Origin of the sequence: Streptomyces roseifaciens (genome assembly GCF_001445655.1) — a bacterium.
Classification (GTDB): domain Bacteria; phylum Actinomycetota; class Actinomycetes; order Streptomycetales; family Streptomycetaceae; genus Streptomyces; species Streptomyces aureoversilis.
On sequence record NZ_LNBE01000004.1, the window covers coordinates 242,678 to 266,263 of the forward strand.

19 protein-coding genes and 1 pseudogene are annotated in these 23,586 nt (G+C 74.6%); 10 read left to right on the plus strand and 10 right to left on the minus strand.

Going from position 1 to position 23,586, the window contains the following annotated elements; all coding sequences use genetic code 11:
- Nucleotides 1-307: 307 nt before the first annotated feature.
- Both AS857_RS18220 and AS857_RS18225 read right to left on the minus strand, forming a co-directional pair.
- A complete protein-coding gene (locus AS857_RS18220) occupies nucleotides 308-1,327 on the minus strand; it encodes a Gfo/Idh/MocA family protein (RefSeq protein WP_058044375.1) in 1,020 nt (339 codons plus the stop codon).
- Between the two features lie 19 nt (nucleotides 1,328-1,346).
- On the minus strand, nucleotides 1,347-2,273 hold the full coding sequence (locus tag AS857_RS18225; protein ID WP_058044376.1) for a sugar phosphate isomerase/epimerase family protein: 927 nt from the start codon (nucleotides 2,271-2,273) through the stop codon (nucleotides 1,347-1,349).
- 191 nt (nucleotides 2,274-2,464) lie between these two features.
- Between AS857_RS18225 and iolC the strand changes: the two are divergent.
- The 6 genes and pseudogenes from iolC to AS857_RS18255 all read left to right on the plus strand — a co-directional run.
- Nucleotides 2,465-3,479 (plus strand): annotated as a pseudogene (gene iolC, locus AS857_RS18230) (5-dehydro-2-deoxygluconokinase); the annotation flags it as partial.
- Between the two features lie 394 nt (nucleotides 3,480-3,873).
- Nucleotides 3,874-4,752 (plus strand): Cgl0159 family (beta/alpha)8-fold protein, encoded by an 879-nt coding sequence (locus tag AS857_RS18235; protein ID WP_058044377.1) that lies wholly within the window; start codon nucleotides 3,874-3,876, stop codon nucleotides 4,750-4,752.
- 256 nt (nucleotides 4,753-5,008) lie between these two features.
- Entirely contained in the window at nucleotides 5,009-5,869 is an 861-nt protein-coding gene (gene iolB, locus AS857_RS18240) for a 5-deoxy-glucuronate isomerase (RefSeq protein ID WP_058044378.1), read from the plus strand.
- A gap of 23 nt (nucleotides 5,870-5,892) precedes the next feature.
- Complete coding sequence (gene iolD / locus AS857_RS18245; RefSeq protein ID WP_058046883.1) at nucleotides 5,893-7,803, plus strand: 3D-(3,5/4)-trihydroxycyclohexane-1,2-dione acylhydrolase (decyclizing); 1,911 nt, start codon at nucleotides 5,893-5,895, stop codon at nucleotides 7,801-7,803.
- Nucleotides 7,804-7,822: 19 nt separating this feature from the next.
- Nucleotides 7,823-9,316 carry a CoA-acylating methylmalonate-semialdehyde dehydrogenase gene (locus AS857_RS18250; protein ID WP_058044379.1) on the plus strand — a complete coding sequence of 498 codons (1,494 nt, stop codon included), beginning with the start codon at nucleotides 7,823-7,825 and terminating at the stop codon, nucleotides 9,314-9,316.
- A gap of 49 nt (nucleotides 9,317-9,365) precedes the next feature.
- A complete protein-coding gene (locus tag AS857_RS18255) occupies nucleotides 9,366-11,462 on the plus strand; it encodes an FUSC family protein (protein WP_058044380.1) in 2,097 nt (698 codons plus the stop codon).
- An 84-nt stretch (nucleotides 11,463-11,546) separates the two neighbouring features.
- Here the strand turns inward: AS857_RS18255 and AS857_RS18260 are convergent, their stop codons facing one another.
- Nucleotides 11,547-12,146, minus strand: a complete 600-nt coding sequence (locus AS857_RS18260; RefSeq protein WP_058046884.1) for a TetR/AcrR family transcriptional regulator — start codon at nucleotides 12,144-12,146, stop codon at nucleotides 11,547-11,549.
- 85 nt (nucleotides 12,147-12,231) lie between these two features.
- On the opposite strand from AS857_RS18260, the gene AS857_RS18265 reads away from it, so the two are divergent.
- The 3 genes from AS857_RS18265 to AS857_RS18275 all read left to right on the plus strand — a co-directional run bounded on the left by AS857_RS18265 (nucleotide 12,232) and on the right by AS857_RS18275 (nucleotide 16,098).
- Nucleotides 12,232-12,777, plus strand: coding sequence for a PH domain-containing protein (locus AS857_RS18265; protein WP_058044381.1), 546 nt, complete (start codon nucleotides 12,232-12,234; stop codon nucleotides 12,775-12,777).
- On the plus strand, nucleotides 12,774-14,294 hold the full coding sequence (locus tag AS857_RS18270) for a PH domain-containing protein (RefSeq protein ID WP_063804337.1): 1,521 nt from the start codon (nucleotides 12,774-12,776) through the stop codon (nucleotides 14,292-14,294). Before AS857_RS18265 ends, AS857_RS18270 begins: the two co-directional genes overlap by 4 nt.
- A 130-nt stretch (nucleotides 14,295-14,424) precedes the next feature.
- A complete protein-coding gene (locus AS857_RS18275; RefSeq protein ID WP_058044382.1) occupies nucleotides 14,425-16,098 on the plus strand; it encodes a sigma-70 family RNA polymerase sigma factor in 1,674 nt (557 codons plus the stop codon).
- A gap of 45 nt (nucleotides 16,099-16,143) precedes the next feature.
- Here AS857_RS18275 and AS857_RS18280 read toward each other — a convergent pair whose 3' ends face one another.
- From AS857_RS18280 to AS857_RS18290, 3 genes are read right to left on the minus strand one after another with little or no spacing between them, the layout of a single operon-like run.
- Nucleotides 16,144-16,896 carry a succinate dehydrogenase/fumarate reductase iron-sulfur subunit gene (locus AS857_RS18280; RefSeq protein ID WP_058044383.1) on the minus strand — a complete coding sequence of 251 codons (753 nt, stop codon included), beginning with the start codon at nucleotides 16,894-16,896 and terminating at the stop codon, nucleotides 16,144-16,146.
- A complete protein-coding gene (locus AS857_RS18285; RefSeq protein WP_058044384.1) occupies nucleotides 16,896-18,869 on the minus strand; it encodes a fumarate reductase/succinate dehydrogenase flavoprotein subunit in 1,974 nt (657 codons plus the stop codon). Before AS857_RS18285 ends, AS857_RS18280 begins: the two co-directional genes overlap by 1 nt.
- Before the next feature lie 2 nt (nucleotides 18,870-18,871).
- Nucleotides 18,872-19,576 carry a succinate dehydrogenase cytochrome b subunit gene (locus AS857_RS18290; protein ID WP_058044385.1) on the minus strand — a complete coding sequence of 235 codons (705 nt, stop codon included), beginning with the start codon at nucleotides 19,574-19,576 and terminating at the stop codon, nucleotides 18,872-18,874.
- 88 nt (nucleotides 19,577-19,664) lie between these two features.
- Between AS857_RS18290 and AS857_RS18295 the strand changes: the two genes are divergently transcribed.
- Entirely contained in the window at nucleotides 19,665-20,558 is an 894-nt protein-coding gene (locus AS857_RS18295) for a LysR substrate-binding domain-containing protein (RefSeq protein WP_058046885.1), read from the plus strand.
- A gap of 6 nt (nucleotides 20,559-20,564) precedes the next feature.
- Here AS857_RS18295 and crcB (AS857_RS18300) read toward each other — a convergent pair whose 3' ends face one another.
- The 4 genes from crcB (AS857_RS18300) to AS857_RS18315 all read right to left on the minus strand — a co-directional run bounded on the left by crcB (AS857_RS18300) (nucleotide 20,565) and on the right by AS857_RS18315 (nucleotide 23,103).
- Nucleotides 20,565-20,924: a fluoride efflux transporter CrcB gene (gene crcB, locus AS857_RS18300; RefSeq protein WP_058044386.1), complete on the minus strand. Its 360-nt coding sequence runs from the start codon at nucleotides 20,922-20,924 to the stop codon at nucleotides 20,565-20,567.
- Complete coding sequence (locus tag AS857_RS18305; protein WP_058044387.1) at nucleotides 20,921-21,283, minus strand: DUF190 domain-containing protein; 363 nt, start codon at nucleotides 21,281-21,283, stop codon at nucleotides 20,921-20,923. Before AS857_RS18305 ends, crcB (AS857_RS18300) begins: the two co-directional genes overlap by 4 nt.
- Nucleotides 21,280-21,687: a fluoride efflux transporter CrcB gene (gene crcB / locus AS857_RS18310; protein WP_058044388.1), complete on the minus strand. Its 408-nt coding sequence runs from the start codon at nucleotides 21,685-21,687 to the stop codon at nucleotides 21,280-21,282. The genes AS857_RS18305 and crcB (AS857_RS18310) overlap by 4 nt, the downstream gene beginning before the upstream one ends.
- Before the next feature lie 126 nt (nucleotides 21,688-21,813).
- Nucleotides 21,814-23,103 (minus strand): styrene monooxygenase/indole monooxygenase family protein, encoded by a 1,290-nt coding sequence (locus AS857_RS18315; protein WP_058044389.1) that lies wholly within the window; start codon nucleotides 23,101-23,103, stop codon nucleotides 21,814-21,816.
- Nucleotides 23,104-23,586 lie beyond the last annotated feature (483 nt).

Sequence of the window (23,586 nt, forward strand, 5' to 3'; positions counted from 1 at the left end):
CGCCGCGGTGGACAACCCCCGCCGGGGTGTCCGGCGGTGCCGAACGGCCGCCGTCGGCTGGGCACCGCCGGGCTGCGCCGTCGTGGTTGTCCGCCGTTGCGGCGGGGGGTGGATACCCGGCATCCGGAGCGGTGCGCGCCGGGGGCGTGGGCGGCGTGCATCCGCGAGGTTGCCGGCAGGCGAACTGGTCCCGCCGCCGTGGCGGGCAACCCCCGCCGGGCTGCGCTGTCGTGGTTGCTCGCGGTTGCGGCGGGGGGCCCGGCACCCGGACCGTGCGGGTCGCCGGCAGGGCGGTCCGCCTGCCGCCTCATGCGTACAGAGGTGGTCGCGGCGTCAGGTCCACTTCCGTGCGGGTGCCCGATGACTGGGCTCGGACGCCTGCTTCGCAGACCGCCGCTGCCGCGTACCCGTCCCACACGCTCGGCCCCTCCGTCACCCCGCGCCGCGTGGCGTCGACCCAGTGCTGGATCTCGCGGTCGTACGCGTCGCGGAAGCGGTCCACGTAGTCCTGGGCGACGGCGCCGCCCCAGCGGCCCGCCGCGTTCACGTACAGCCCGTGCGCGTCGCCGAGCCGCGCGCTGCCGCGCTCGGCCACCGCCTCGCACTGCACCTGGTAGCCGAAGCCGCAGTTGACGAAGATCTCGACGTCGGCGACCGCCCCGCCGGACGTTTCCAGGATGACCAGCTGAGGGTCGCTCAGGGCGTCCGGCGCGGCGGACGACGGGGCCGGTTTCACCACGCTCACCGCCGTGATCTCCTGCCCCAGCAGCCACCGCGTGGCGTCGATCTCGTGCACCACCGAGTCGTTGATCATCATCGCCTCGGTGAAGCCGGGCGGCGTGGCCACGTTGCGGTGCCGGCAGTGCAGCATCAGCGCCCGGCCGAGCGCCCCGCCGTCGAGCAGCGCCTTGAGCTGCACGTACTCGGCGTCGTAGCGCCGCATGAACCCCACCTGCACCCGCCGGTGCCCGAGCCGGACCTCCGCGTCCAGCACCCGCAGCGCGGACGCCGCATCGGGCGTGAGGGGCTTCTCGCACAGCACGGGCAGGTCGCGCGCGAGGGCGTCCAGCAGGGCCGCCTCGTGCGCGGGCCCGGGCGAGGCGATGAGCACGGCGTCGACGCCGGGCGCGTCCATCGCCGCGGCGGCGTCGGTGTGCGCCGCGCATCCGGGGATCCCCGCCGCAGCCTTCTCCGCGCGCTCGCCGTCGACGTCTATGACCGCGGCGACCCGGGCCCCGCTGATGACCTCGTCGATGCGCCGGACGTGGTCGGACCCCATCCGCCCCGTGCCGATGACGGCGACGCCGAGGGTGCCTTCGTGCTTCATGCGTCCCACTTTCCTCGTCTCAGACGCCGCAGCCGCGCAGGAACCCCCGCGTGCGCCGAGCGATCGGCAGCGGGCGGTCCGGCGGGCACGGGTACATGTCCTGTTCCACGATGGCGAACAGGTCCGCGTCCAGCCGGGAGGCCGCGTCGATGACGGGTTCCAGCGCGGGAACCCCCTGCGGGGGCTCGCACATGACGCCCTGTCGCACGGCGGGCCCGAAGGCCGTCCCCTTGGCGAGGACGTCCGCGAGGACCTCCGGGTCGACCTGCTTGAGGTGGAGGTAGCCGATCCGCTCCCCGTACGTCTCGATGAGCCGGACGCTGTCCCCGCCGCAGTACGCGTAATGCCCGGTGTCCAGGCAGAGGCTGACCAGCGACGCGTCCGTGGCGTCCAGGAAGCGCTCGACGTGCGCCTCGCCGTCGATGTGGGTGTCGGCGTGCGGGTGGACGACGATGCCGAGCCCGTAGCGCTCGCGGACCTCGCGGGCGAGCCGCTCCGTGCCGGCGGCGAGGTGGCGCCACTGCTCCGCGCTCAGCTCGGGGTCCTCGAGGATCTCGGCGGTCTTGTCGTCGCGCCAGAAGGAGGGGATGACGACGAGGTGGCGGGCGCCCATCGCGGCGGTGAGCTCGGCGACGGGGGCGACGTGCGCCCAGGTCGCCTCCCAGGCGGCCGGCCCGCGGTGCAGCGCGGTGAAGACCGTGCCGGCCGAGACCGTGAGGCCGCGCCGCTGCGTCTCGTCGCGCAGGCGGGCGGCGTCGGTCGGCAGATAGCCGTACGGGCCCAGCTCGATCCACTCGTAGCCCGCCTCGGCGACCTCGTCGAGGAACTGCCGCCACGGCAGCTGCGCGGGATCGTCGGCGAACCAGACGCCCCACGAGTCGGGGGCGGAACCGACCCGGATGCGGCGGCGGTCGGCGGCGGGGGGCGTCGCGTGGGGAGCGGGCATGGTGGCTCTCCTCGGGCGAGGGCGGGATTGCCCGTAGCTTCCTAGGGGGGCGGGGGAGTGTCAAGGCTTCGTCCGGACATACGGACGTAACGTCAAGGCACGTTCCGTTCACGTCTATATGTAAGGACAAATCCTTGACAGGGTCCGGCGGACCCGGCTAGACCTGAGCCGAATCGTCAGGAAGGGCGCCGATGAGCCAGCCGAGTCCGCGTACGTCCCCCACCCCGTTCGACCTGATCACCATGGGCCGGGTCGGCGTGGACCTGTATCCCCTGCAGACCGGCGTGCCGCTGGCGAAGGCCGAGACCTTCGGGAAGTTCCTGGGCGGCTCGCCCGCGAACGTCGCGGTCGCCGCGGCGCGGCTCGGCAGGCGCACGGCGCTCATCAGCCGCACCGGCGCCGACCCCTTCGGCGACTACCTCCACGACGCGCTGCGCGACTTCGGCGTCTCCGATCGGTGGGTGACGCCCGTCGCCGCCTACCCCACGCCCCTGACCTTCTGCGAGATCTTCCCGCCGGACGACTTCCCCCTCTACTTCTACCGCCGCCCCAAGGCCCCCGACCTGGAGATCCACCCCCACGAGCTCGACCTCGGCGCGATCCGGGACGCCCGCATCTTCTGGGCGACCGGCACCGGTCTGTGCGAGGAGCCCAGCCGGGCCGCGACGCTGGCCGCGCTCGCGGCGCGCGGGCGGCGCGGCGTCACGGTCCTCGACCTCGACTGGCGGCCGCTGTTCTGGGGCGGCGAGGGCGGCGCCTCGGGCGCGGGGGGGCGTACGGGGCCCGCCGCCATGGCCGCCGCCCGGCCGCACTACGCCGCCGCCCTCGCCCACGCCACGGTCGCCGTCGGCAACGCCGACGAGTGCGAGGTCGCCACCGGCGAGCGCGCGCCGCACGCCGCCGCGCGGGCGCTGCTCGCCGCCGGGGTCGAACTCGCCGTGGTGAAACGGGGACCCGAGGGCGTCCTCGCCGTCCACCGCGACGGGACGACGGCGGAAGTGCCGCCCGTGGAGGTCGAGGTCGTCAACGGCCTCGGCGCGGGCGACGCGTTCGGCGGTGCCCTGTGCCACGGGCTGCTGGCCGGCTGGCCGCTCGAACGGACGCTGAGGTACGCCAACGCGGCGGGGGCGCTGGTGGCCACGCGGCTGTCGTGCTCGGCGGCGATGCCGACGGGGGAGGAGATCGAGGGGCTGCTGAGCGAGGGCGCGGCGGTTGCCGGCGGGGCCGGCGGGGCCGGCGGGGCCGGCGAGTCCGGGGAGTCCGGTGCGTCCCGGGAGTCGGGTGGCCTCGGCGAATCCGGTGCGCCCGGCGAGTCGGGCGGCCTCGGGGAGCCCGGAGCCCCCGGGGAGTCGGGCGCCCTCGGCAAGTCCGGAGCCCCCGGGGGATCCGAAGCCCTCGGCGGGGCCGCCGCCTCCGGCGCCTCCCGCACTTCCGGCCCGGAAGCCGGCTCCTCCGGCTCGGGAATCGGCTCCTCCGGCCCGGAGGCCGACTTCTCCGGCCCGGGAACCAGTCCCTCCGGTCCGGAAGCCGGCGTCTCCGGCCCGGGAACCCGCCCCTCCGGCCCGGAAGCCCGCGCTCCCCGTACGGAGGTCCCCCGCTCGTGACCGTGCAGATCGCCGAGCTCGCCCGTATCCGCAGCCGGCACCCCGAGGCCATCGCCGAAGCCGCCGCCCGGCGTGCCCGGCGGCCGCTCGTCGGGGACAGCGGGCGCCTGATGATCATCGCGGCGGACCACCCCGCGCGCGGCGCCCTCGGTGTCGGCGACCGGCCCCTCGCCATGGCCGCCCGGCCCGACCTGCTGGAGCGGCTCTGCCTCGCGCTGTCCCGGCCCGGCGTCGACGGGGTCCTCGCCTCCGCCGACATCCTGGACGACCTGCTGCTGCTCGGCGCGCTGGAGAACAAGGTCGTCATCGGCTCCATGAACCGCGGCGGGCTGGCCGGCGCGGCCTTCGAGATGGACGACCGCTTCACCGGGCCCCGCGCGGAGGACCTCGCGGCGCTCGGCTTCGACGCGGGCAAGCTGCTGCTGCGCATCGACCCCGGCGACCCCGGCTCGCTCACGACCCTGCACGCGGCCGCCCGCGCCGTCGACGCGATGGCGGCGCGCCGGCTGCCGGTCTTCGTCGAACCGTTCCTCTCCCGGCGCATCGACGGCAGGGTCGTCAACGACCTGAGCGCCGAGGCCGTCACGAGGGCGATCGCCATCGCCTCCGGGCTGGGGGGCACGTCCGCCTACACCTGGCTCAAGGTGCCGGTGACGGACGACCCCGCGGACATGGCACGGGTGATGGAGACGTCGACACTGCCGGCCGTGCTCCTCGGGGGCGACGTCGGGGACGACCGGGACGCGGCGTACGAGCGCTGGCGGTCGGCGCTGCGCCTGCCGACGGTGCAGGGGCTGGTCGTGGGCCGGGCGCTGCTCTACCCGGCGGACGGGGACGTGGCGGGCGCGGTGGACAGGGCGGTGGGGTTGCTGTGACGGGTGCGCGGGTTGCGGCGCGGCCGGGCGCTACGGGGCGCGTCCGCGGGCGGGCGCGGGTGAGTGACGGCTCGCCGGCCGGTCCCCGCCCGTCACCAGGGGTGGATCCGGCACCGCCGGGCCGGTACGCGGTGGTTGCTCGCCGTTGCGGCGGGGGAAGGGCCCCGGCCCCACCCTTTCACCGTTTCCCGGGGGCAAGCCCCCGGCCCCCGGGGCCCTTCCGTCGCCCACTCCGCCCTCGCCAGGAGGCCTCCCCATGACTCCGCCCCCGATCCCGCCCTACGACGTGGACGTCGCCCCCGAGCAGGCCGGCTGGGCGTACTCCTCCCTCAGGGTGCTCACCCTTCCCCCCGGCGGCGCCCACACCTTCCCCACCGGTGACAGCGAGTGGATCGTGCTCCCCCTCCGCGGCGGCTGCGCCGTCACCACCGGCGACGGCGACTCCTTCGAACTCCGCGGCCGCGCGAGCCCTTTCTCGTCGACCACCGACTTCGCCTACGTTCCCCGCGACGCCACCGTCACCCTCACCACCCCGGCCGGCGGCCGCTTCGCCCTCGCCGGGGCCCGCTGCGAGCGCCGTCTGCCCGCCCGCTACGGCCCTGCCGAGGCCGTTCCCGTCGAGCTGCGCGGCTCCGGCACCTGTTCCCGTCAGGTCAACAACTTCGCCGCCGCAGGCGTCTTCGCGTGCGACAAGCTCATCGCCGTCGAGGTCCTCACTCCGGGCGGCAACTGGTCCTCCTATCCGCCCCACAAGCACGACGAGCACCACCCGGGCGAGGAGTCCGAGCTGGAGGAGATCTACTACTTCGAGATCGCGGACGGGCCCTCCGGCACCCCGGGCCTCGGCTACCAGCGCGTGTCGCCCTCGCGCGACAAGGGCACCGACGTCCTCGCCGAGGTCCGCACGGGCGACGTCGTGCTCATCCCCGACGGCTGGCACGGCCCGTCCATGGCCGCGCCCGGCCACGACATGTACTACCTCAACGTCATGGCCGGCCCCGGCGCGGAGCGCGAATGGCTCATCCGCGACCACCCCGACCATGCCTGGATCCGTACGACCTGGCCGGACCAGCCGGTCGACCCACGGCTGCCGCTCCACCCGGGAGGGAACCGATGACGACCGACGGGACGACCGACCGGATGACCGACCAGACAACCGACCGGACAACCGACCGGACGGCCACCCGCCGCCTCACCGTCGCCCAGGCCCTGGTGGCGTTCCTCGCCCGCCAGTACACCGAGCGCGACGGCCGCCGGCAGCGTCTGATCGCCGCCTGCTGGGGCATCTTCGGCCACGGCAACGTCGCCGGGATCGGGCAGGCGCTGCTGGAGTCCGGCGACGTCATGCCGTACCACCAGGGCCGCAACGAACAAGCGATGGTCCACGCGGCCGTGGGCTACGCCCGCCACCGCGACCGGCTCTCCGCGCACGCCGTCACCACGTCGATCGGCCCCGGCGCCACCAACCTCGTCACCGGCGCCGCCCTCGCCACGGTCAACCGCATCCCCGTTCTCCTGCTGCCCGGCGACACGTTCGCCGGGCGGCCCGCCGACCCCGTCCTGCAGCAGCTCGAACACCCCGGCGCGGGCGACGTGTCCGTCAACGACTGCCTGCGCCCGGTCTCCCGGTACTTCGACCGGATCACCCGTCCGGAGGCACTCATTCCGGCCGCCCTGCAGGCCGTACGCGTCCTCGCCGACCCCGTCGAGACCGGCGCCGTCACCCTCGCCCTGCCGCAGGACGTGCAGGCCGAGGCGTACGACTGGCCGGAGGAGTTCTTCGCCGAGCGCGTCTGGCGCGTGCGCCGCCCGGCCCCCGACCCGGCCGAACTGGCGGCGGCCGCGGCAGCCGTACGCGCCGCCCGCCGCCCCCTGCTGATCGCCGGCGGCGGCGTCCACCACAGCGAGGCCGAGGACGCGCTGCGCGCCCTCGCCGACGCGACCGGCATCCCCGTCGCCTCCACCCAGGCAGGCAAGGGATCCCTGCACCACGCCCACCCGGCGGACGTCGGCGGCATCGGCCATACCGGCACGGCCGTCGCCGACGACCTGGCCCGCACGGCCGACGTGGTCATCGGCATCGGCACCCGCTACAGCGACTTCACCACCGCCTCGAACACCCTCTTCGCCGCCCCGGACGTGCGCTTCGTCAACCTCAACACCGCCTCCTTCGACGCCCACAAGCTCTCCGCGCTGCCCCTCGTCGCGGACGCCCGCACCGGCCTGGAGGCGCTGACGGAGGCCCTGGCCGGCCACCGCGTCCCGGACGCGTACGAGAAGGAGTACACGGCCGGCAAGCAGGCCTGGGAGCGGCTCGTCACCCGGGCGTTCACCGCGCAGGACGCCGCCGCGCGCCCGACCCAGGCCCAGGTCCTCGGCGCCCTCGACGCCGTCGTCGACGACTCCGACGTCGTCATCAACGCCGCCGGCTCCCTCCCCGGCGACCTGCACAAGCTCTGGCGCGCCCGCTCCCGCCGCCAGTACCACCTCGAATACGGCTACTCCTGCATGGGCTACGAGATCCCGGCGGCGATCGGCGTCGCCCTGGCCGAGCCCGGCCGCCCGGTGTGGGCGCTCGTCGGCGACGGCACGTACCTGATGATGCCGACGGAGCTGGTCACCGCCGTGCAGGAGGGGATCCCCATCAAGGTGGTGCTGATCCAGAACCACGGGTACGCCTCGATCGGCGGCCTGTCCGAGGCCGTCGGCGGCGAGCGCTTCGGCACCGCCTACCGCTTCCGGGCCGCGGACGGCACGTACACCGGCGACCCGCTGCCCGTGGACCTGGCCGCCAACGCCGCCTCGCTCGGGATGCACGTGCTGCGCGCCCGCACGGCCGGTGAGCTGCGGGAGGCGCTGTCCGAGGCGCGCGCCTCCACGCGCCCCACATGTGTCTATGTCGAGACCGAAACAGCCGACACAGTGCCGGGCGCGCCCCCTGCCCAGGCGTGGTGGGATGTGCCTGTCGCCGGGACCGCGACCCGCCCGGCGGCCCGCAGGGCCCGGGAGGAGTACGAGCGCCACGCCACCGCCCGCCGCCGCTATCTTTGACCGTAGGAGAGGCCGACCGATGAAGACCGTCAACCACTGGATCGACGGCAAGGCCGTCGAGGGCACCTCCGGCACGTACGGGCCGGTCACCGACCCGGCGACGGGCGCGCGGACGACGCGGGTCGCCTTCGCCTCGGCGGAGGAGGTGGACGCCGCCGTCGCCGCGGCCAAGGCCGCCTTCGCGACGTGGGGCACGTCCTCCCTGGCCACCCGCACCGCGATCCTCTTCCGCTACCGCGCGCTGCTGGACGCCCACCGCGCCGAGCTCGCCGAGCTGATCACCGCCGAGCACGGCAAGGTGCACTCCGACGCCCTCGGCGAGGTCGCCCGCGGGCTGGAGATCGTCGAGCTGGCGTGCGGCATCACCACGCAGCTCAAGGGCGAGCTGTCGACCCAGGTGTCCGGCGGCGTGGACGTGGCGGCGATCCGCCAGCCGCTCGGCGTCGTCGCGGGCATCACGCCGTTCAACTTCCCGGCGATGGTGCCGATGTGGATGTTCCCGCTGGCGATCGCCTGCGGCAACACCTTCGTGCTCAAGCCCAGCGAGAAGGACCCCTCGCCCGCGATCCTGCTGGCCCAGCTGGCCGCCGAGGCCGGGCTGCCCGAGGGCGTCCTCAACGTCGTCAACGGCGACAAGGAGGCCGTCGACCGGCTGCTGACCCACCCGGACGTCGCCGCCGTCTCCTTCGTGGGCTCCACGCCCATCGCCCGCCACATCCACCGGGTGGCCGGTGAGCACGGCAAGCGCGTCCAGGCCCTCGGCGGCGCCAAGAACCACATGCTGGTGCTGCCCGACGCCGACCTCGACGCGGCCGCCGACGCCGCCGTCTCCGCCGCGTACGGCTCGGCCGGCGAGCGCTGCATGGCCGTCTCCGCGGTCGTCGCGGTGGGCTCGGCGGGCGACGAGCTGGTGGCGAAGATCCGCGAGCGCGCCGAGAAGATCAAGATCGGGCCGGGCGACGACCCCGCCTCCGAGATGGGCCCGCTCATCACCAGGGCCCACCGCGACAAGGTCGCCTCCTACGTGCACGGCGCGGCCGCCCAGGGCGCCGAGGTCGTCCTCGACGGCACCGGCTTCACGGTCGAGGGCTACGAGGACGGGCACTGGATCGGGCTGTCCCTGCTCGACAAGGTGCCCGTCGAGTCCGACGCCTACCGCGACGAGATCTTCGGCCCGGTGCTGTGCGTGCTGCGCGCGGAGTCCTACGAGGAGGGGCTGGCCCTCATCAACTCCTCGCCGTGGGGGAACGGCACGGCCGTCTTCACCCGGGACGGCGGCGCGGCCCGCCGCTTCCAGCTGGAGGTCGAGGCGGGGATGGTCGGCATCAACGTGCCCATCCCGGTGCCGGTCGGCTACCACTCCTTCGGCGGCTGGAAGGACTCCCTCTTCGGCGACCACCACATCTACGGGAACGACGGCGTCCACTTCTACACGCGCGGCAAGGTCGTCACCACGCGGTGGCCCGACCCGGCCGACAGCGGCGTGGACCTGGGCTTCCCGAGCCACCGCTGAGAACCTCCCGCTGCACGGAACGCGATCGTCCGGAACGTAAGCTCAGGCCATGACCTGGTCCAGTGCGCTGCGGAAGGCCGCGCGCGACGGGCTGACGATCGAGCGCACCAAGCTGACGCCCGTGGTCGCCGCCCGTGGCGCGCTCGGCGTCGCGATCGTGGTCGGGGTCATCCTGTGGCTGGGGACCCCGGTCCTCGCGGTGTCGTCCGCGTTCGGCGCGTTCTCCGCCGGGCTGGTGACGTTCCAGCGGAGCTGGCGGCCCCGCCCGGTGCTGGCGCTCGCCGTGGCGGTCGGCCTCGCCGTCAGCACGTTCCTCGGCTACGTGGCCGCCTTCGACCCCGTCGTCTTCGGCACCCTGCTGACCGTCTGGACGCTGCTCGCGGGCATGGCCTGGGCGGTCGGGCCGGTCTCCGGCCTGGTCGCCACGCAGACCATCGCCGTCATGCTCGTCACCGTCACGCTCCCGACGTCCGTCATGGGGGCGCTGCACCACGCCGGGCTGATCGCTGTCGGCGGGCTCGTCCAGGCGGCCCTCATCGTGCTCCTGCCCGTCCGCCCCTGGGGCGTCCAGCGGGACGCGCTCGCCGACGCGCTCGCCGCCGAGGCGGACTACGCGCGCCGCCTCCGGCACGACCCGCAGGCCGGCTTCGACCCCCAGCCGCTCATGGACGCCCGCGAGGCCGCCGAGCTGACCCCCCGCCAGGCCCGCAGCCGGCCCCGCCAGCTGGGCGGGCCGCGCGGCGTCGCCGAACGGCTGCGGCCCGTGCTCGCCGCGCTCGCCGACCCCGTCCTCGGCGCCCCCGCGGAGGGGCCCGAACGGGACCGCGCACGGGACCTGCTGGGCGCGGCGGCGACCGTGCTGGACGCGGTCGCGCGCGCCATCCGGTGGGGCAAGCCCGTGAAACTGCCCGAGGAGGCCACCGCCGTCCTCACCGTGCCCGCCACCGGGCCCGTCCTGCACGGCGCCGCGCGCCGCTCCGCCCTGCGCCTGATGGCCCTGCTCGGCGACGCGGTCGACGCCACCGACCAGCCCGTGCGCCGGACCCCCGCTCGCGGCGCCCGCGAACACCGGCACCTGCTGAGGCCCTCCGTGCCCCGGCTCGTGCCCGTCGCGCTGCGGGCACTGCGGCGCGAGGCGCGCTGGTCGTCGCCGGTCGGGCGGCACGCCGTACGGAGCGCCGCGGTGGTCCTCGCCGGCTACGCCGCCGGCACCGCCCTGCCGTGGGGGCACGCCTACTGGGCGCCCATGACCTCCGTGATGGTGATGCGGCCCGACTTCGGCCAGACGTACTCGCGAGGCGTCGCCCGGTTCGCCGGGACGGTCGTCGGCGTGGCCGTCGCCGGCGTGCTGATGGCCCTCACGCACCCCGGGCCGTGGGTGTGCGCCGGCATGTCGGTCGTGTGCGTCGGGCTGATGTACCTGCTCATGCGCACCGGCTACAGCGTGACGTCCGCGTGCATCACCGCGTACGTCGTCTTCCTCCTCGGCATCGCGGGGGAGGGCTGGTCGCAGACCGTCGAGGCGCGCGTCGCCCTCACCCTGCTCGGCGGGCTGCTGGCGATGGCCGCCTACGCGCTCTTCCCCACCTGGGAGACGCCCCGGCTGCGGGACCGGCTCGCCGAATGGCTCACCGCCAACGGGCACTACGCGCTCGCCGTGCTGGGCGCGTACGCCGAACCGGGGGAGCGGAAGCCGCGCCGCGTGCGCGAGGCCCTGCTCGACGCGCGCGCCGCCCGCACCGCCTGGGAGGAGATGGCCGGCCGCGCCCTGACCGAACCCGTGCGGCACCGCGGGCTCTCGCGCACCTCGGAGCGGGGGGCGGAGTCGGCGCTGGCCACGATGGGCCGGGCGACGCTGCTGATGGAGGCCCACCTGCCGGAGAAGGACGCCGAACCGTCGAAGGGCGCGGCCCGGTTCGCCGCCGCCGTGGCCGACTCCCTGCCGGCCGCCGCCGCGGCCGTCCGCGACCGCAAGCCCCTCGACTGGACGGCCCCTCAGGCGGCGCTCGCCGCGTGGCGCGCGGAGGAGGGCGAGGAGGGCGTGGCCGTCCGGGGCTCCGAACTCCTCATGGACGCCCTGAACGAACTGGCGACGGCCCTGTCCCCGGGCCCGGGCGGCCGAAACCGCGCCACCCGCAGACCATAGAGCCGCGCCCTCTCTCACGGCGCGCCCCCGATGAGCCCCGGCGGCCCACGGCACGGCACGGCCGGGGCCGGACGTTCGGCCGTCTTACGGTGTGAACAGGCGTTCCAGGTGGCCCTCCAGCAACGTCTTCGTCTCGTCCGGCGTGCACACCTCCAGCAGGAGATACGTCGTCAGGCCGTCCGTCAGGGCGATCAGAAGCATCGCTTCCGCCTCCGGGGCGCGGGTCGCATCCACCTCGCCCCGTGCGATCCCGGCCCGGACCTGGTCCGCGAAGAAGGCCCGCAGGGCCGGTACGCCCTCCCTCGCGTGGCCGCGCAGCCGTTCGTCGTGGAGGGCGCGTACGAAGTAGGCGATCTGGACCAGGTTCCCGGTGCGGCTCTTCTCGTCCAGGGGGAGCATCTCCGTGACCGTCTCCCGCAGGACGTCCCGCGGCGACGGCGGCGCGGCGAGGCCCATGAGGCGTGTGCGGATGCGCTCCTCCGCCAGCCCGCCCAGGTACTTGAGGGCGAAGACGAGCATCTCGTCCTTGCTGGAGAAGTAGTGCTGGAGCTGCCCCAGCGAGATGCCCGCCTCCGCCGCGACGTCGCGCAGGCTCGCGCCGTCGAGCCCCCGCGCGCACGCGATGCGCCACAGGGCCTCCGCGATCGCCCGGCGGCGCTCCTCGTGGTCCACGCGCTTGGGCACGCCCACCACCTCGCCTTTCCAAGTCGTTTGTATTGCTATAGCTTATTGCCATACAACTGACTTGGAAAACGGGAGCGGCACGCCCATGACAGGACACCGACGCGGCGCACACGCACAGACGCAACCCGGGCTCAGGCCACCCCGCAACGGCGTGGACCCGCGGGCCCGTCGCTGGTGGACCGTGCAGGCGCTGCTGACGGTCACCGGCCCCCTGCTGCTCGTCGCGGCCGCCCTGCTCGTCAACTCGCTGCTGTTCTTCCCCGGCGCCCTCCCCTGGCTCGCCCCGCTCGTCCTCGCCGTCCTCGTCCTGCCCGCCGCCGGCTACGTCCTGGCCATGCCGCGCCTGCGCTGCCGCGTCCACGCCTGGGAGGTCGGGGAGGCCGCGGTCTACGCCGCCGGCGGCTGGATCCTGCACAAGCGCCGCATAGCCCCGCTCTCGCGCGTCCAGACCGTCGACACCGTCCGCGGCCCGCTCCAGAGCCGCTACGGCCTTGCCACGGTCACCGTCACCACCGCCTCCACGGCCGGCGACGTCCGCATCACCGGCGTCTCCGACGAGGCCGCGGAGTGGCTGGCCGCCCGGATCACCGACGCCGCCCGACTCGTGCCCGGGGACGGTGACGCCGCATGAGCGAGCAGCTGCCCGACCGGCGCCCCGAGCAGTGGCGCACCCTCGACCCCCGCACGATCGCCGTGCACTGCACCTGGATGGGCGCGCCCCTCGGCTCGCTCGCCCTCACCGCGCTCGCCACCGGCGGCCGGTTCGACACGCGCGCGTGGATCACCCTCGCCGTGATCGGCGCCGTCTTCGCCGCCATCACTGCCAGCGGCGTCGTCACCTGGCGGCGCACCCGCTACCGCGTCACCGCCGACGCCGTCGAGCTCCGCACGGGCCTGTTCACGCGCAGCGTCCGCGCGATCCCCCTGCACCGCGTCCGCAACGTCGACATCACCGCCAACGCCGTCCAGCGCGTCCTCGGCCTCGCCGTGCTGCGCGCCGGCACCGGCGGCGGGGGGAGCGGCGGCGAGATCTCCCTGGAGGCCCTCGCCCGCCCCGAGGCCGTCCGGCTGCGCGCCGAGCTCCTCGCCCGCTCCGGAGCCGGCCGCGCCGACGACCCCGTGCTCGCCACCGCCGACCTGCGCCGGCTGCGCTACGCCCCGCTGACGTTCTGGGTCGTCGGCGGCGTCTTCGCCGCCGCGGGCGCCGTGTGGCGGATCCTCGACGGGATCGGCGTCGAGCCATGGCGCATCGGCATCGTCCGCCGCGCCTTCGAGGACTTCGGCCACAGCTTCCTGTGGGTCACGATCCCGCTCGCCCTCCTCGCGATCACCGCCCTCGGCGCCGTCGGCGCGGTGGCGCTGTACGCCGAGCAGTGGTGGGACTACCGCCTGGAGTGGACCGACGCGGCCACCCTGCGCGTCCGTCGCGGCCTGTTCACCACGCGGTCCGTCTCCATCGAGCGCGCCCGCCTGCGCGGCGTGACCCTGCGCGAGCCGCTCCTGCTGCGCGCGGGCGGCGGGGCGAGCGTCCGGGCCGTCGCGGGCGGCCTCGGCACCAAGGAGGAGAACCGCAGCCGCAGCGTCGTCCTGCCGCCCGCCTCGTACGGCGAGGCGCTGCGCGTGTGCGACGGGGTGCTGGGCGAGCCCCTCGGCGCGCCGGAGCTGGCGCCCCACCCGCGGGCCGCGCTCCGCCGTCGCATCGTGCGGGCGTTCGCGTGGTGCGTGCTGCCGCCCGCCGTCGCGCTGGCCGTGCTGGGCGCGCTCCTCACGCCCGTCCTGCTGTACTGCGCGGCGGGCTGGGTGCTCCTCGCCGCCCCCGTCGCGTGCGGGCTGGCGCGCGACGCCTACCGCGGGCTGGGCCACGGCCTCCGGGGCCGCTTCCTCTTCGTGCGCTCCGGCACCTTCGGCCGGGAGACGACGGCCCTGGACCGGTCGGCCGTGCTGGCGTGGACCTTCACCGACAGCCCCTTCTCCCGCCGGGCCGGCGTCGTCACCGCGACCGCCGCCGTCGCCGCGGGGGAGGGCGGATACCGCATTCGGGACATGTCCGCCGGTACCGCCGCGGCCTTCGCGGAGGCGGCGACTCCGGGGATGCTCGCCGAATTCCTGGAGCCTTCCCGGAGTGCGGCGAACAGCAGCCACACATAGAGGGATTTGTCCGGTCCTCTTGAAGTTTTCCGAGCAGTTTTTGTTATCGTCGCGCCCCATCCGCATCTCCTATGTGTCGGACCGAACGGATCGACTCCCGAAACGGAATGCCGGAGAAGGGTGGCGGAGCGTGAACAGTCAGAGCGTGGCCGTGGTCGAGGCGGCGCGAGCCGGGGACACGGCGGCACAGGACGAGCTCGTCGCCGCGTACCTGCCACTCGTCTACAACATCGTCGGCCGGGCCCTGGGCGGCCACGCCGACGTCGATGACGTGGTCCAGGAGACCATGCTCCGGGTCATCAACGGCCTCGGCGAGCTCCGCGACGCCGCCGCCTTCCGGTCCTGGCTCGTCGCCATCACCATGAACCAGATACGCAGCCACTGGCGGGAGCGCCCGGAGACTCCCGTCAGTGGCCTGCAGGAGGTCGCCGAAGTCCCCGACCCGGAGGCGGACTTCGTCGACATCACCATCGTCCGGCTCGGTCTGCAGGGGCAGCGCAAGGAGGTCGCCGAGGCCACGCGCTGGCTCGACGACGACGAGCAGACCGTGCTGTCCCTGTGGTGGCTGGAGGCCGCCGGCGAGCTGACGCGCGCCGAGGTCGCCGCCGCCCTCGACATGACCCCGCAGCACGCGGCCGTCCGCATCCAGCGCACCAAGGCCCAGCTGGACACCGCCCGCGGCGTCGTCCGGGCCCTCGCCGCCCAGCCCGCCTGTTCGCAGCTCGGCGACGTCGTCGCCTCCTGGGACGGCGCCCCCTCCGCCCTGTGGCGCAAGCGCGTCGCCCGCCACGTGCGCGGCTGTGGCCGCTGCGTCGGCGCGACGTCGGCCCTGGTCCCCGCCGAGGGGCTGCTCGTCGGCCTCGGCCTGGTGCCGCTGGGCGCCGGCCTGCTGGGCTGGTGGCGCGGCGGGTCGGTGCTGCAGACGCAGCAGGTGGCCCACGCGTCCCCGGCGGGATCCCCGGCCGGCGCCGGCGAAGGCACGCGTGCGGGCGCGCGCGTGGCCCGCCGCCGCGCGGGCAACGGCAACGGGGGCCACCGCGCGCGCCGCCCCCGCACCGCCAAGCGGGCCGCGGCCGGCGCCGCCGCCCTCGCCCTCCTCACGGGCGGCGTCCTCGGCGGCCTGTACCTCTTCACCGACTCGCCCGAGGAAACGTCCGTCTCCGCCAAGGACGGGCAGGCGCCGCAGAACCGGGTGAAGGCCCTCGACGCCGGCGCGTCCGTGCTGCCGTCCGCCGCCTCCCCGTCCGCCTCGGCGAGCGCGAGCGCCTCCGCCTCGGCCAAGCCGTCGGCGTCCGCGTCCGCCTCGTCCTCCGCCTCGCCCTCCGCGGAGCCGAGCCGGTCCGCCGCCTCCGCGAAGCCCTCGCCCGAGGCGAAGAGCGCGAGCCCGGCCAAGCGCGCCCCCAAATCCGCGAACCCCGGCGGCGGCTCGCTCGGCCAGCAGGTCACCGCCCTGGCCAACGCCGAGCGCGCCAAGGTCGGCTGCTCGCCGCTGACCGAGAACAGCAAGCTGGACGCCGCGGCCCAGGGCCACTCCGACGACATGGCCGCCCGCAGCTTCTTCAACCACACCAACCCCGACGGCAAGGGCCCCGGCGAGCGCGTCACCGCCGCCGGCTACAACTGGAGCACGTACGGCGAGAACATCGCCTACGGGCAGCAGTCGGCGTCCTCCGTCATGGACTCCTGGATGAAGAGCGACGGCCACCGCAAGAACATCCTCAACTGCTCCTTCAAGGAGATCGGCGTGGGCGTCAACCACGCCCCGGGCGGCCCCCGCTGGACCCAGGTCTTCGGCGCCCGCTGACCCGGCCGCAGACCCGGCCGGCGGGCCGCCCGCCGGCCCGTCGGCTCAGCGCCGTCGCCCGCCCTTGAGCGTGGCCCGCAGGTACTCGCGGTTCATCGCCCCGATCGCCGTGAGCGGGATGCCCTTGGGGCAGGCCACGGCGCACTCGCCGGTGTTCGTGCAGCCGCCGAAGCCCTGGTCGTCCATCGTGTCCACCATGTCCAGCACCCGGGACTCCCGCTCGGGGCCGCCCTGCGGGAGGACGTTGAGGTGGACGACCTTCGCGGAGGTGAAGAGCATCGCCGAGCCGTTGGGGCAGGCGGCCACGCACGCGCCGCAGCCGATGCACTCGGCGTGCTCGAAGGCGAGGTCGGCGACCGGCTTGGGCACGGGTGTGGCGTGGGCCTCGGGGGCGGAGCCGGTGGGGGCGGTGACGTAGCCGCCGGAGCCGATGATGCGGTCGAAGGCGGAGCGGTCGACGACCAGGTCCTTGACGACCGGGAAGGCCGCCGCCCGCCACGGCTCGACGTCGATGGTGTCGCCGTCGGCGAAGTGGCGCATGTGCAGCTGGCAGGTCGTGGTCCGCTCGGGCCCGTGCGCCTGCCCGTTGATGACCATGCCGCACGCGCCGCAGATGCCCTCGCGGCAGTCGTGGTCGAAGGCCACGGGCTCGTCGCCGGAGAGGATCAGCTCCTCGTTGAGGTGGTCGAGCATCTCCAGGAAGGACATGTCCTCGCTGATTCCCGTGACCCGGTAGGTGGTCATGGCGCCCGGCTCGCCGGCATTGCGCTGGCGCCAGATGCGCAGGGTGAGGTCCATTACGCGTAGCTCCGCTGGGTGGGGTGGACGTATTCGAAGGTCAGCGATTCTTTGTGGAGGACCGGCGCCCGGCCCGTCCCGGTGAATTCCCAGGCCGCCGCGTAGGAGAATTCCTCGTCCTTGCGTGCCGCCTCGCCCTCGGGCGTCGCGCTCTCCTCCCGGAAGTGGCCGCCGCAGGATTCCGAGCGGTGCAGGGCGTCCAGGCACATCAGCTCGGCGAGTTCGAGGTAGTCGACGATGCGGTTGGCCTTTTCCAGGGACTGGTTGAGTTCCTCGCCGGTCCCGGGCACCTTGATGCGGCGCCAGAACTCCTCGCGCAGGGCGGGTATGCGGCCGAGCGCCTTGCGCAGGCCCGTCTCCGTGCGGGCCATGCCGCATTCGTCCCAGAGCAGTTCGCCGAGCTCGCGGTGGAAGGAGTCCGGGGTGCGGTCGCCGTCGTTGGCGAGGAGGCGCTGCAGCCGGCCGGTCACCTCCGTGACGGCCTCGGTCACGGCCGGGTGGTCCCCGGGCACGGCGTCGTGCGGGTGCCGGGCCAGGAAGTCGTTGATGGTGGAGGGGAGGACGAAGTAGCCGTCGGCCAGGCCCTGCATCAGCGCCGAGGCGCCCAGGCGGTTGGCGCCGTGGTCGGAGAAGTTGGCCTCGCCGATCGCGAACAGGCCCGGCACGGTGGTCTGCAGGTCGTAGTCCACCCACAGGCCGCCCATGGTGTAGTGGATGGCCGGGTAGATCCGCATGGGGACCTCGTACGGGTTCTCCGCCGTGATCCGCTCGTACATCTCGAAGAGGTTGCCGTACCTGGCCTCGACGGCCTTGCGGCCCATGCGGGCGATGGCGTCGGCGAAGTCCAGGTAGACGCCCTGCCCGCCCGGGCCGACGCCGCGCCCCTCGTCGCAGACGTTCTTCGCGGCGCGCGAGGCGATGTCGCGGGGGACGAGGTTGCCGAAGGAGGGGTAGATCCGCTCCAGGTAGTAGTCGCGCTCGTCCTCGGGGATCGCGGCTGGCGGGCGCGTGTCGCCCTTGGCCCTGGGCACCCAGATGCGGCCGTCGTTGCGCAGCGACTCGCTCATCAGCGTCAGCTTCGACTGGTGGTCGCCGGAGCGCGGGATGCAGGTGGGGTGGATCTGGGTGAAGCAGGGGTTGGCGAAGTAGGCGCCGCGGCGGTGGGCCCGCCAGACCGCGGTCGCGTTGGAGTTCTTGGCGTTGGTGGAGAGATAGAAGACGTTGCCGTAACCGCCGCTGGCGAGGACCACCGCGTCCGCGACGTACGTGCTGACGGCCCCCGTGATCAGGTCGCGCGCCACGATCCCGCGCGCCCGCCCGTCGATGACGATCAGGTCGAGCATCTCGGTGCGGGCGTGCATCTCGACGTTGCCCGCGTCGATCTGGCGGCTGAGCGCCTGGTACGCGCCGAGCAGCAGCTGCTGGCCCGTCTGCCCGCGCGCGTAGAACGTCCGGGAGACCTGGACGCCGCCGAACGAGCGCGTGTCGAGCAGCCCGCCGTACTCGCGGGCGAACGGCACGCCCTGCGCCACGCACTGGTCGATGATCTCGACCGAGACCTGCGCGAGGCGGTGGACGTTGGACTCGCGGGCGCGGAAGTCGCCGCCCTTGACGGTGTCGTAGAAGAGGCGGTGCACGGAGTCGCCGTCGTTGCGGTAGTTCTTGGCGGCGTTGATGCCGCCCTGCGCGGCGATGGAGTGGGCGCGGCGCGGCGAGTCCTGGTAGCAGAACTGCACGACGTGGTAGCCCTGCTCGGCGAGGGTGGCGCCCGCGGCGCCGCCCGCGAGGCCGGTGCCGACGACGATGACGGTGTGCTTGCGGCGGTTCGCGGGGTTGACGAGCTTGGCCTCGAAGCGGCGCCGGTCCCAGCGCTCGGCTATGGGGCCGCCGGGGGCGGCGGTGTCGGTGACCGGCTCGCCGGTCGTGTAGTGCGTGTAGTCGGACGCGTGCGTGTGGTCGGACGAGAAGGACATGCTCAGCTCACGACTCCTGTCAGGACGCCCACGGGTACGGCTATGAAGCCGCAGGTCAGCACCAGCGCCAGCGCGTTGGCCAGGAACTTCAGCGCCCGGTCGCGGCGGGGGGAATTCGCCCCCAGCGTCTGGGCGGCGCTCCAGAAGCCGTGCCGGATGTGCAGCCCGAGGGCGAGCATCGCGGCGATGTAGAAGGCCGTGACGGCGGGGCGGTCGAGGGAGGCGACGAGGTTCTCGTAGGGGCGGCCCTCCTCGGCGTTGGGGTTGACCGTCAGCGTCGTCAGGTCGAGGACGTGCCAGACGATGAACAGCCCGAGGATCACGCCGCCCCAGCGCATGGTGCGGGTGGCGTAGCTCGCGCGCTGCCGCTTCCGTGCGTACTTCTGCGGGCGCGCGGCGAGGTCGCGGCGGCTGAGCTGGTACGCGGCCACGCCGTGCAGCACGACCGCCGTCCCGAGGGCGGCGCGGGCGATCCACAGGAACCACTCGTAGTGCAGGAAGGGTTCGCCGACGGTGCGGATCCAGTGCCCGTAGTGGTTGAACTCCCCGGCCCCGAAGAACACCTTCAGGTTGCCCACCACGTGGGCGACCAGGTACGCCAGCATGATCATGCCGGTGACCGCCATGACCGCCTTCTTGCCGACGGTCGAACGCCACACGGAGCCGATGAGGGACGGAGGACGGTCCGTCCGGGTCGCCAGTGCCATGGCACCGACGCTAGGCAGCGGCCGGTCGATCCGTCCAAGACATGATGAAGCTGGTTTCCATAGGCTCGTCCTATCTATGCTGCTGACCGTGCAACTCCAGCAGCTCCGCTACTTCGCGACCCTGGCCGAAGTCCGTCACTTCACCCGGGCCGCCGAGTCCCTGCACGTCGCCCAGCCGTCGCTGTCCCAGCAGATCCGCGCCCTGGAGCGGGAGCTGGGTGCGGAGCTCTTCCAGCGCGCCCGCGGCAACATCACCCTCACCGACGCCGGCGAGGCGCTGCTGCCGCTGGCCCGGAAGATCCTGGCCGACACCGAGACGGCCCGGCGCGAGGTGCAGGAGGTCGCCCAGCTGCGGCGCGGCCGGGTGCGCCTCGGCGCCCCGCCCAGCCTCTGCGCGAGCCTCGTCCCCGACGTCCTGCGGGCCTACCACGCCCGCTACCCGGGCATCGAGCTCCTCGTCGACGAGGGCGGCTCCCAGGACCTCGTCCGCACCCTCGCCGCCGGCGGCCTCGACCTCGCCCTGATCATCACGCCCCTGGCCGTCGGCGCCCCGGCCCTCGCCACGACCGAGCTCCTGCGCGAGGACCTCGTCGTCGTCTCCGCCCCCGGCGAGCCCCCGCCCGTCCGGCGCCGCGCCCTGCGCGTGGCGGACCTGGAGGGCCTGCCCCTGGTGATGTTCCGCCACGGCTACGACCTGCGCGAGATCACCATGGCGGCCTGCCGCGCCGCCGGCTTCGAGCCGGTCTTCACCGTCGAGGGCGGCGAGATGGACGCGGTCCTCGGCTTCGTCCGCGCGGGCCTGGGCCTGGCGGTGGTCCCGGGCATGGTGGCGGCCCGCTCGGGCCTGCGGGTCACCCCCTTCGAGGGCACCCGCATGCGCCGCACGATCGCCCTGGCCCACCGCAAGGACGTCGCCCCGCCGCGCGCGGCGCGCGAGCTGCGGACGGTGCTGCTGGAGCACCTGGGGGCGGCGGAGGCCTGAGGCGGCTCAGCCCCACAGCCCCCGCCCCAGCGCCACCCCAGCGAAGGCCGCGCCCAGCCCGCACACCACGCTCAGGACCGCGTTCGCCGCCGCGTACCCGCGGGCGCCCTCGCGGGTGAGGACCAGCGTCTCGTAGGAGAAGGTGGAGTACGTCGTGAGGGCGCCGCACAGGCCCGTACCCAGGAGCAGTTGCAGGTGGGAGGGCGCGGCGGTGGTGAGGACGCCCAGGATCAGGCTGCCCGCGACGTTCACGGTGAACGTGCCCCAGGGGAAGACCGAGTCGTGGCGCGACTGCACCGCACGGTCGGTGAGGTAGCGCAGGGGCGCGCCGGCCATCGCGCCGGCGACGACGAGGAGCCAGTTCACGCGCCACCCTCCGGCGCGGGCTCCAGCCGCGGGACCTCGACGGGCTCCAGCGTGACCAGACGCTCCCCGGTGACCGCGCCCAGCAGCGGCAGGAACGCCCGTACGCGCTCCTCCGTGTCCACGATCACCACGGTCACCGGCAGGTCCTCACTCAGGGAGAGCAGCCGCGCGGTGTGGACGACGGACGAGGCGCCGTAGCCCTCGATCCCGCGGAAGACCGTCGCCCCCGCGAGCCCGGCGGCGTGCGCACGGTGCACGATCTCGGTGGACAGCGGGCGGTGCTCCCAGCGGTCCGACTCGGTGAGGAAGACGGTCAGGCGAAGCGCCCTGCCCCGGGGCCTCGCGCCCTGCGGCGTCATCGCGCACGCCTCCGCAGCAGGAACGCCTTCGTCGCCGTGGCCGCCACCAGGACCGTCGCCAGTGCGCCGGCGAGCGTGCCCGCCAGATACGCGAGTGCCGTCGCCACGTGCCCGCCCTCGATCAGCCGCTGGACGTCCACCGTGTACGTGGAGAAGGTGGTGAACCCGCCGAGCACCCCCGTCCCGAGGAACGGCCGCAGCAGCCGGTGCGGCGCGGCGAGCTCGGCGATCACCGTCAGCAGCACCCCGATCAGGGCGCAGCCCACCACGTTGATCAGCAGGGTGGTCCAGGGGAAGGCACCGGCCGGCGTGGGCCACAGCAGCCCGGCGCCGTAGCGGGCGGCGGCCCCCGCGCCGCCTCCGAGGGAGACCGCGCAGACGACCGCGCCCTGTCCGCGTGTCACGGACGGGCGTCCCGGGGGAGTATGCGGGCGCGGGCCGCCGGTGACCGTCCCGGGCCGGGTCGTGCTCACGGTCGTTTCCGCCTCCTCCGCGCAGGGCTCCCGCCGGGCCGCGCGGGCGCTCCCAGGCTACCCAGCGGCGGGCCCCGCCGCCCTCGCCGTCCCCGTCACCCCCACCGCCGCGAGGTAGGCGTCGGCCCGGTCCGCGTCCATGAACCAGTCCTGGAAGCCGGCCGGGTCCGCGTAGCCGTTGAGGTAGCGGTGCGCGACCTCGGGGTGGTGCGCCGCCGCCGACATGATGCGCTGCACGTGTTCCGGCGGGGGCCCCAGCAGCAGGTTGTTGAAGGCCGTCACGTGCCGGGCGTGCTCCCAGTACGCGGCGAACGTGCGCAGCATCCACGTGCGGTCGAAGGGCTGTTCGCCGTGGCCGGTGATCTCCTGCAGGTACCGGGCGGCGCAGCGGGCCGCGCTGTTGGCGCCCTGTCCGCCGATCGGGTCGTTGAGGACGACGGCGTCGGCCATGCCCAGGACGTACGCGTCCGGTGCGACCCGGGCGACGGGGTGGCGCACGACGGGGGTCACGGCGCCGGTGAGCGCGGCGCCGCCGTCGGTCGGCTCCATGCCCCGGCACAGCTCGTACTCGCGGGGGAGCCGTCCGCGCAGCAGCTGCAGGGAGCGCTCCACCAAGGCGCCCGGCCCCGGCCGGTCGCCCCAGACGTCGAGGGGCCCGCCCGGCACCGCCTCCCACAGCAGCATCTCGCAGGGCCCGTCGAGCGTGAGGCCGTGCAGCACGTAGAACTCCCCGGCGCCGTCCACGGGGTTGATCCGCGCGTGCGGCCCGCCGAGGCCGTCCGGCCCGTGCGTGCCGCGCACGTAGCAGGCGGCGAGCGTCCGCTGCGGGCGGTCGTACGGGCTGTGCCGTCCGTCGCGCGCGAAGATCTCCGCGAGGGGGCCGCGGCCGGTGGCGACGACCGTCAGGTCGTGGGCGGCGGCGATCCCCGGCAGGTCGTCCGGGCCCACCGTGCCGTACACGACGCGCCCGCCGCGCTCCTCGAACAGCTCCAGCCAGCCCGCCGTCTTCACCCGCTGGTCGACGGACTGCGCGGGCGCGTCGAGGGGGACGGTGACCCCGCCCCCGGGAGCGTGCGGCCCCTCGGTGACGGCCATCCGGATGGCCGTCATCCGGGGTGTCCGCGCCTCCCACCGGTTCAGCCCGGCGGCGCGCTCCAGGGCGAGGGCGGGGCCGAACATCGCCGGCGTGGAGAGGATGCGCCCGGCCCGCACCTCCGCGGGCCTGCGGGCGGCGTACAGCGTGACCTCGTAGGACTCCGCGGGCCCTTCCGGCGGCTTCTCCGGCCGCAGTCCCAGGGCCAGCTGCAGCCCCGCCTGACCCGCTCCGACCACTGCGATCCTGCGCATCGCCGCCTCCGCGGGCCCGGAGGTCGCCTGCCGTGTGGTCCCGGTGCCGGGCCCCCACCCGTTGTAGCGGGGCGCGGCGCGCGCTGTACAGATGGCGTACGAATGCCGCACTGCCGTCCGGTGAGCGCACACCGGGCGGTCCGTGGGCGTCGTGCCGCCGCCCGTGCCGGCCCGGGGCGCGGCGCGCGGGCGCCATCATCGTCCGCGCCGCGCCGCACGCGTCCGGCACTGGCCTGATGGCGACGGTGCGGGGGACGGCTTCGGTGCAGGTCAGACGGGTGAATCGGAGGATGATACGACCGGTGGCCGGGGCAACGGCCCAGGACGGCCGGGCAGAGACAGCCGATTATGAGCCACGCGCGAGCCACCCTCGTACGCGCGCACGGGCCGCAAGCCGCCTTCTGAGCCTGCCCCGACCGGCCGGCCGGGCGGTCGAGAGTGCCATGAAGCAGGAGGGATGGCGCATTCCGGTATGGCAGGAAA

Coding starts and splice junctions, on each gene's coding strand:
- AS857_RS18305 (WP_058044387.1), bottom strand. CDS start 21,283: ATGACGCCGCAGGGCGCGAGGCCCCGGGGCAGGGCGCTTCGCCTGACC.
- AS857_RS18280 (WP_058044383.1), bottom strand. CDS start 16,896: ATGGACCTCACCCTGCGCATCTGGCGCCAGCGCAATGCCGGCGAGCCG.
- AS857_RS18255 (WP_058044380.1), top strand. CDS start 9,366: ATGACCTGGTCCAGTGCGCTGCGGAAGGCCGCGCGCGACGGGCTGACG.
- AS857_RS18265 (WP_058044381.1), top strand. CDS start 12,232: ATGACAGGACACCGACGCGGCGCACACGCACAGACGCAACCCGGGCTC.
- AS857_RS18290 (WP_058044385.1), bottom strand. CDS start 19,576: ATGGCACTGGCGACCCGGACGGACCGTCCTCCGTCCCTCATCGGCTCC.
- AS857_RS18220 (WP_058044375.1), bottom strand. CDS start 1,327: ATGAAGCACGAAGGCACCCTCGGCGTCGCCGTCATCGGCACGGGGCGG.
- iolD (WP_058046883.1), top strand. CDS start 5,893: ATGACCGACCAGACAACCGACCGGACAACCGACCGGACGGCCACCCGC.
- AS857_RS18270 (WP_063804337.1), top strand. CDS start 12,774: ATGAGCGAGCAGCTGCCCGACCGGCGCCCCGAGCAGTGGCGCACCCTC.
- AS857_RS18315 (WP_058044389.1), bottom strand. CDS start 23,103: ATGCGCAGGATCGCAGTGGTCGGAGCGGGTCAGGCGGGGCTGCAGCTG.
- AS857_RS18225 (WP_058044376.1), bottom strand. CDS start 2,273: ATGCCCGCTCCCCACGCGACGCCCCCCGCCGCCGACCGCCGCCGCATC.
- iolB (WP_058044378.1), top strand. CDS start 5,009: ATGACTCCGCCCCCGATCCCGCCCTACGACGTGGACGTCGCCCCCGAG.
- AS857_RS18250 (WP_058044379.1), top strand. CDS start 7,823: ATGAAGACCGTCAACCACTGGATCGACGGCAAGGCCGTCGAGGGCACC.
- AS857_RS18285 (WP_058044384.1), bottom strand. CDS start 18,869: ATGTCCTTCTCGTCCGACCACACGCACGCGTCCGACTACACGCACTAC.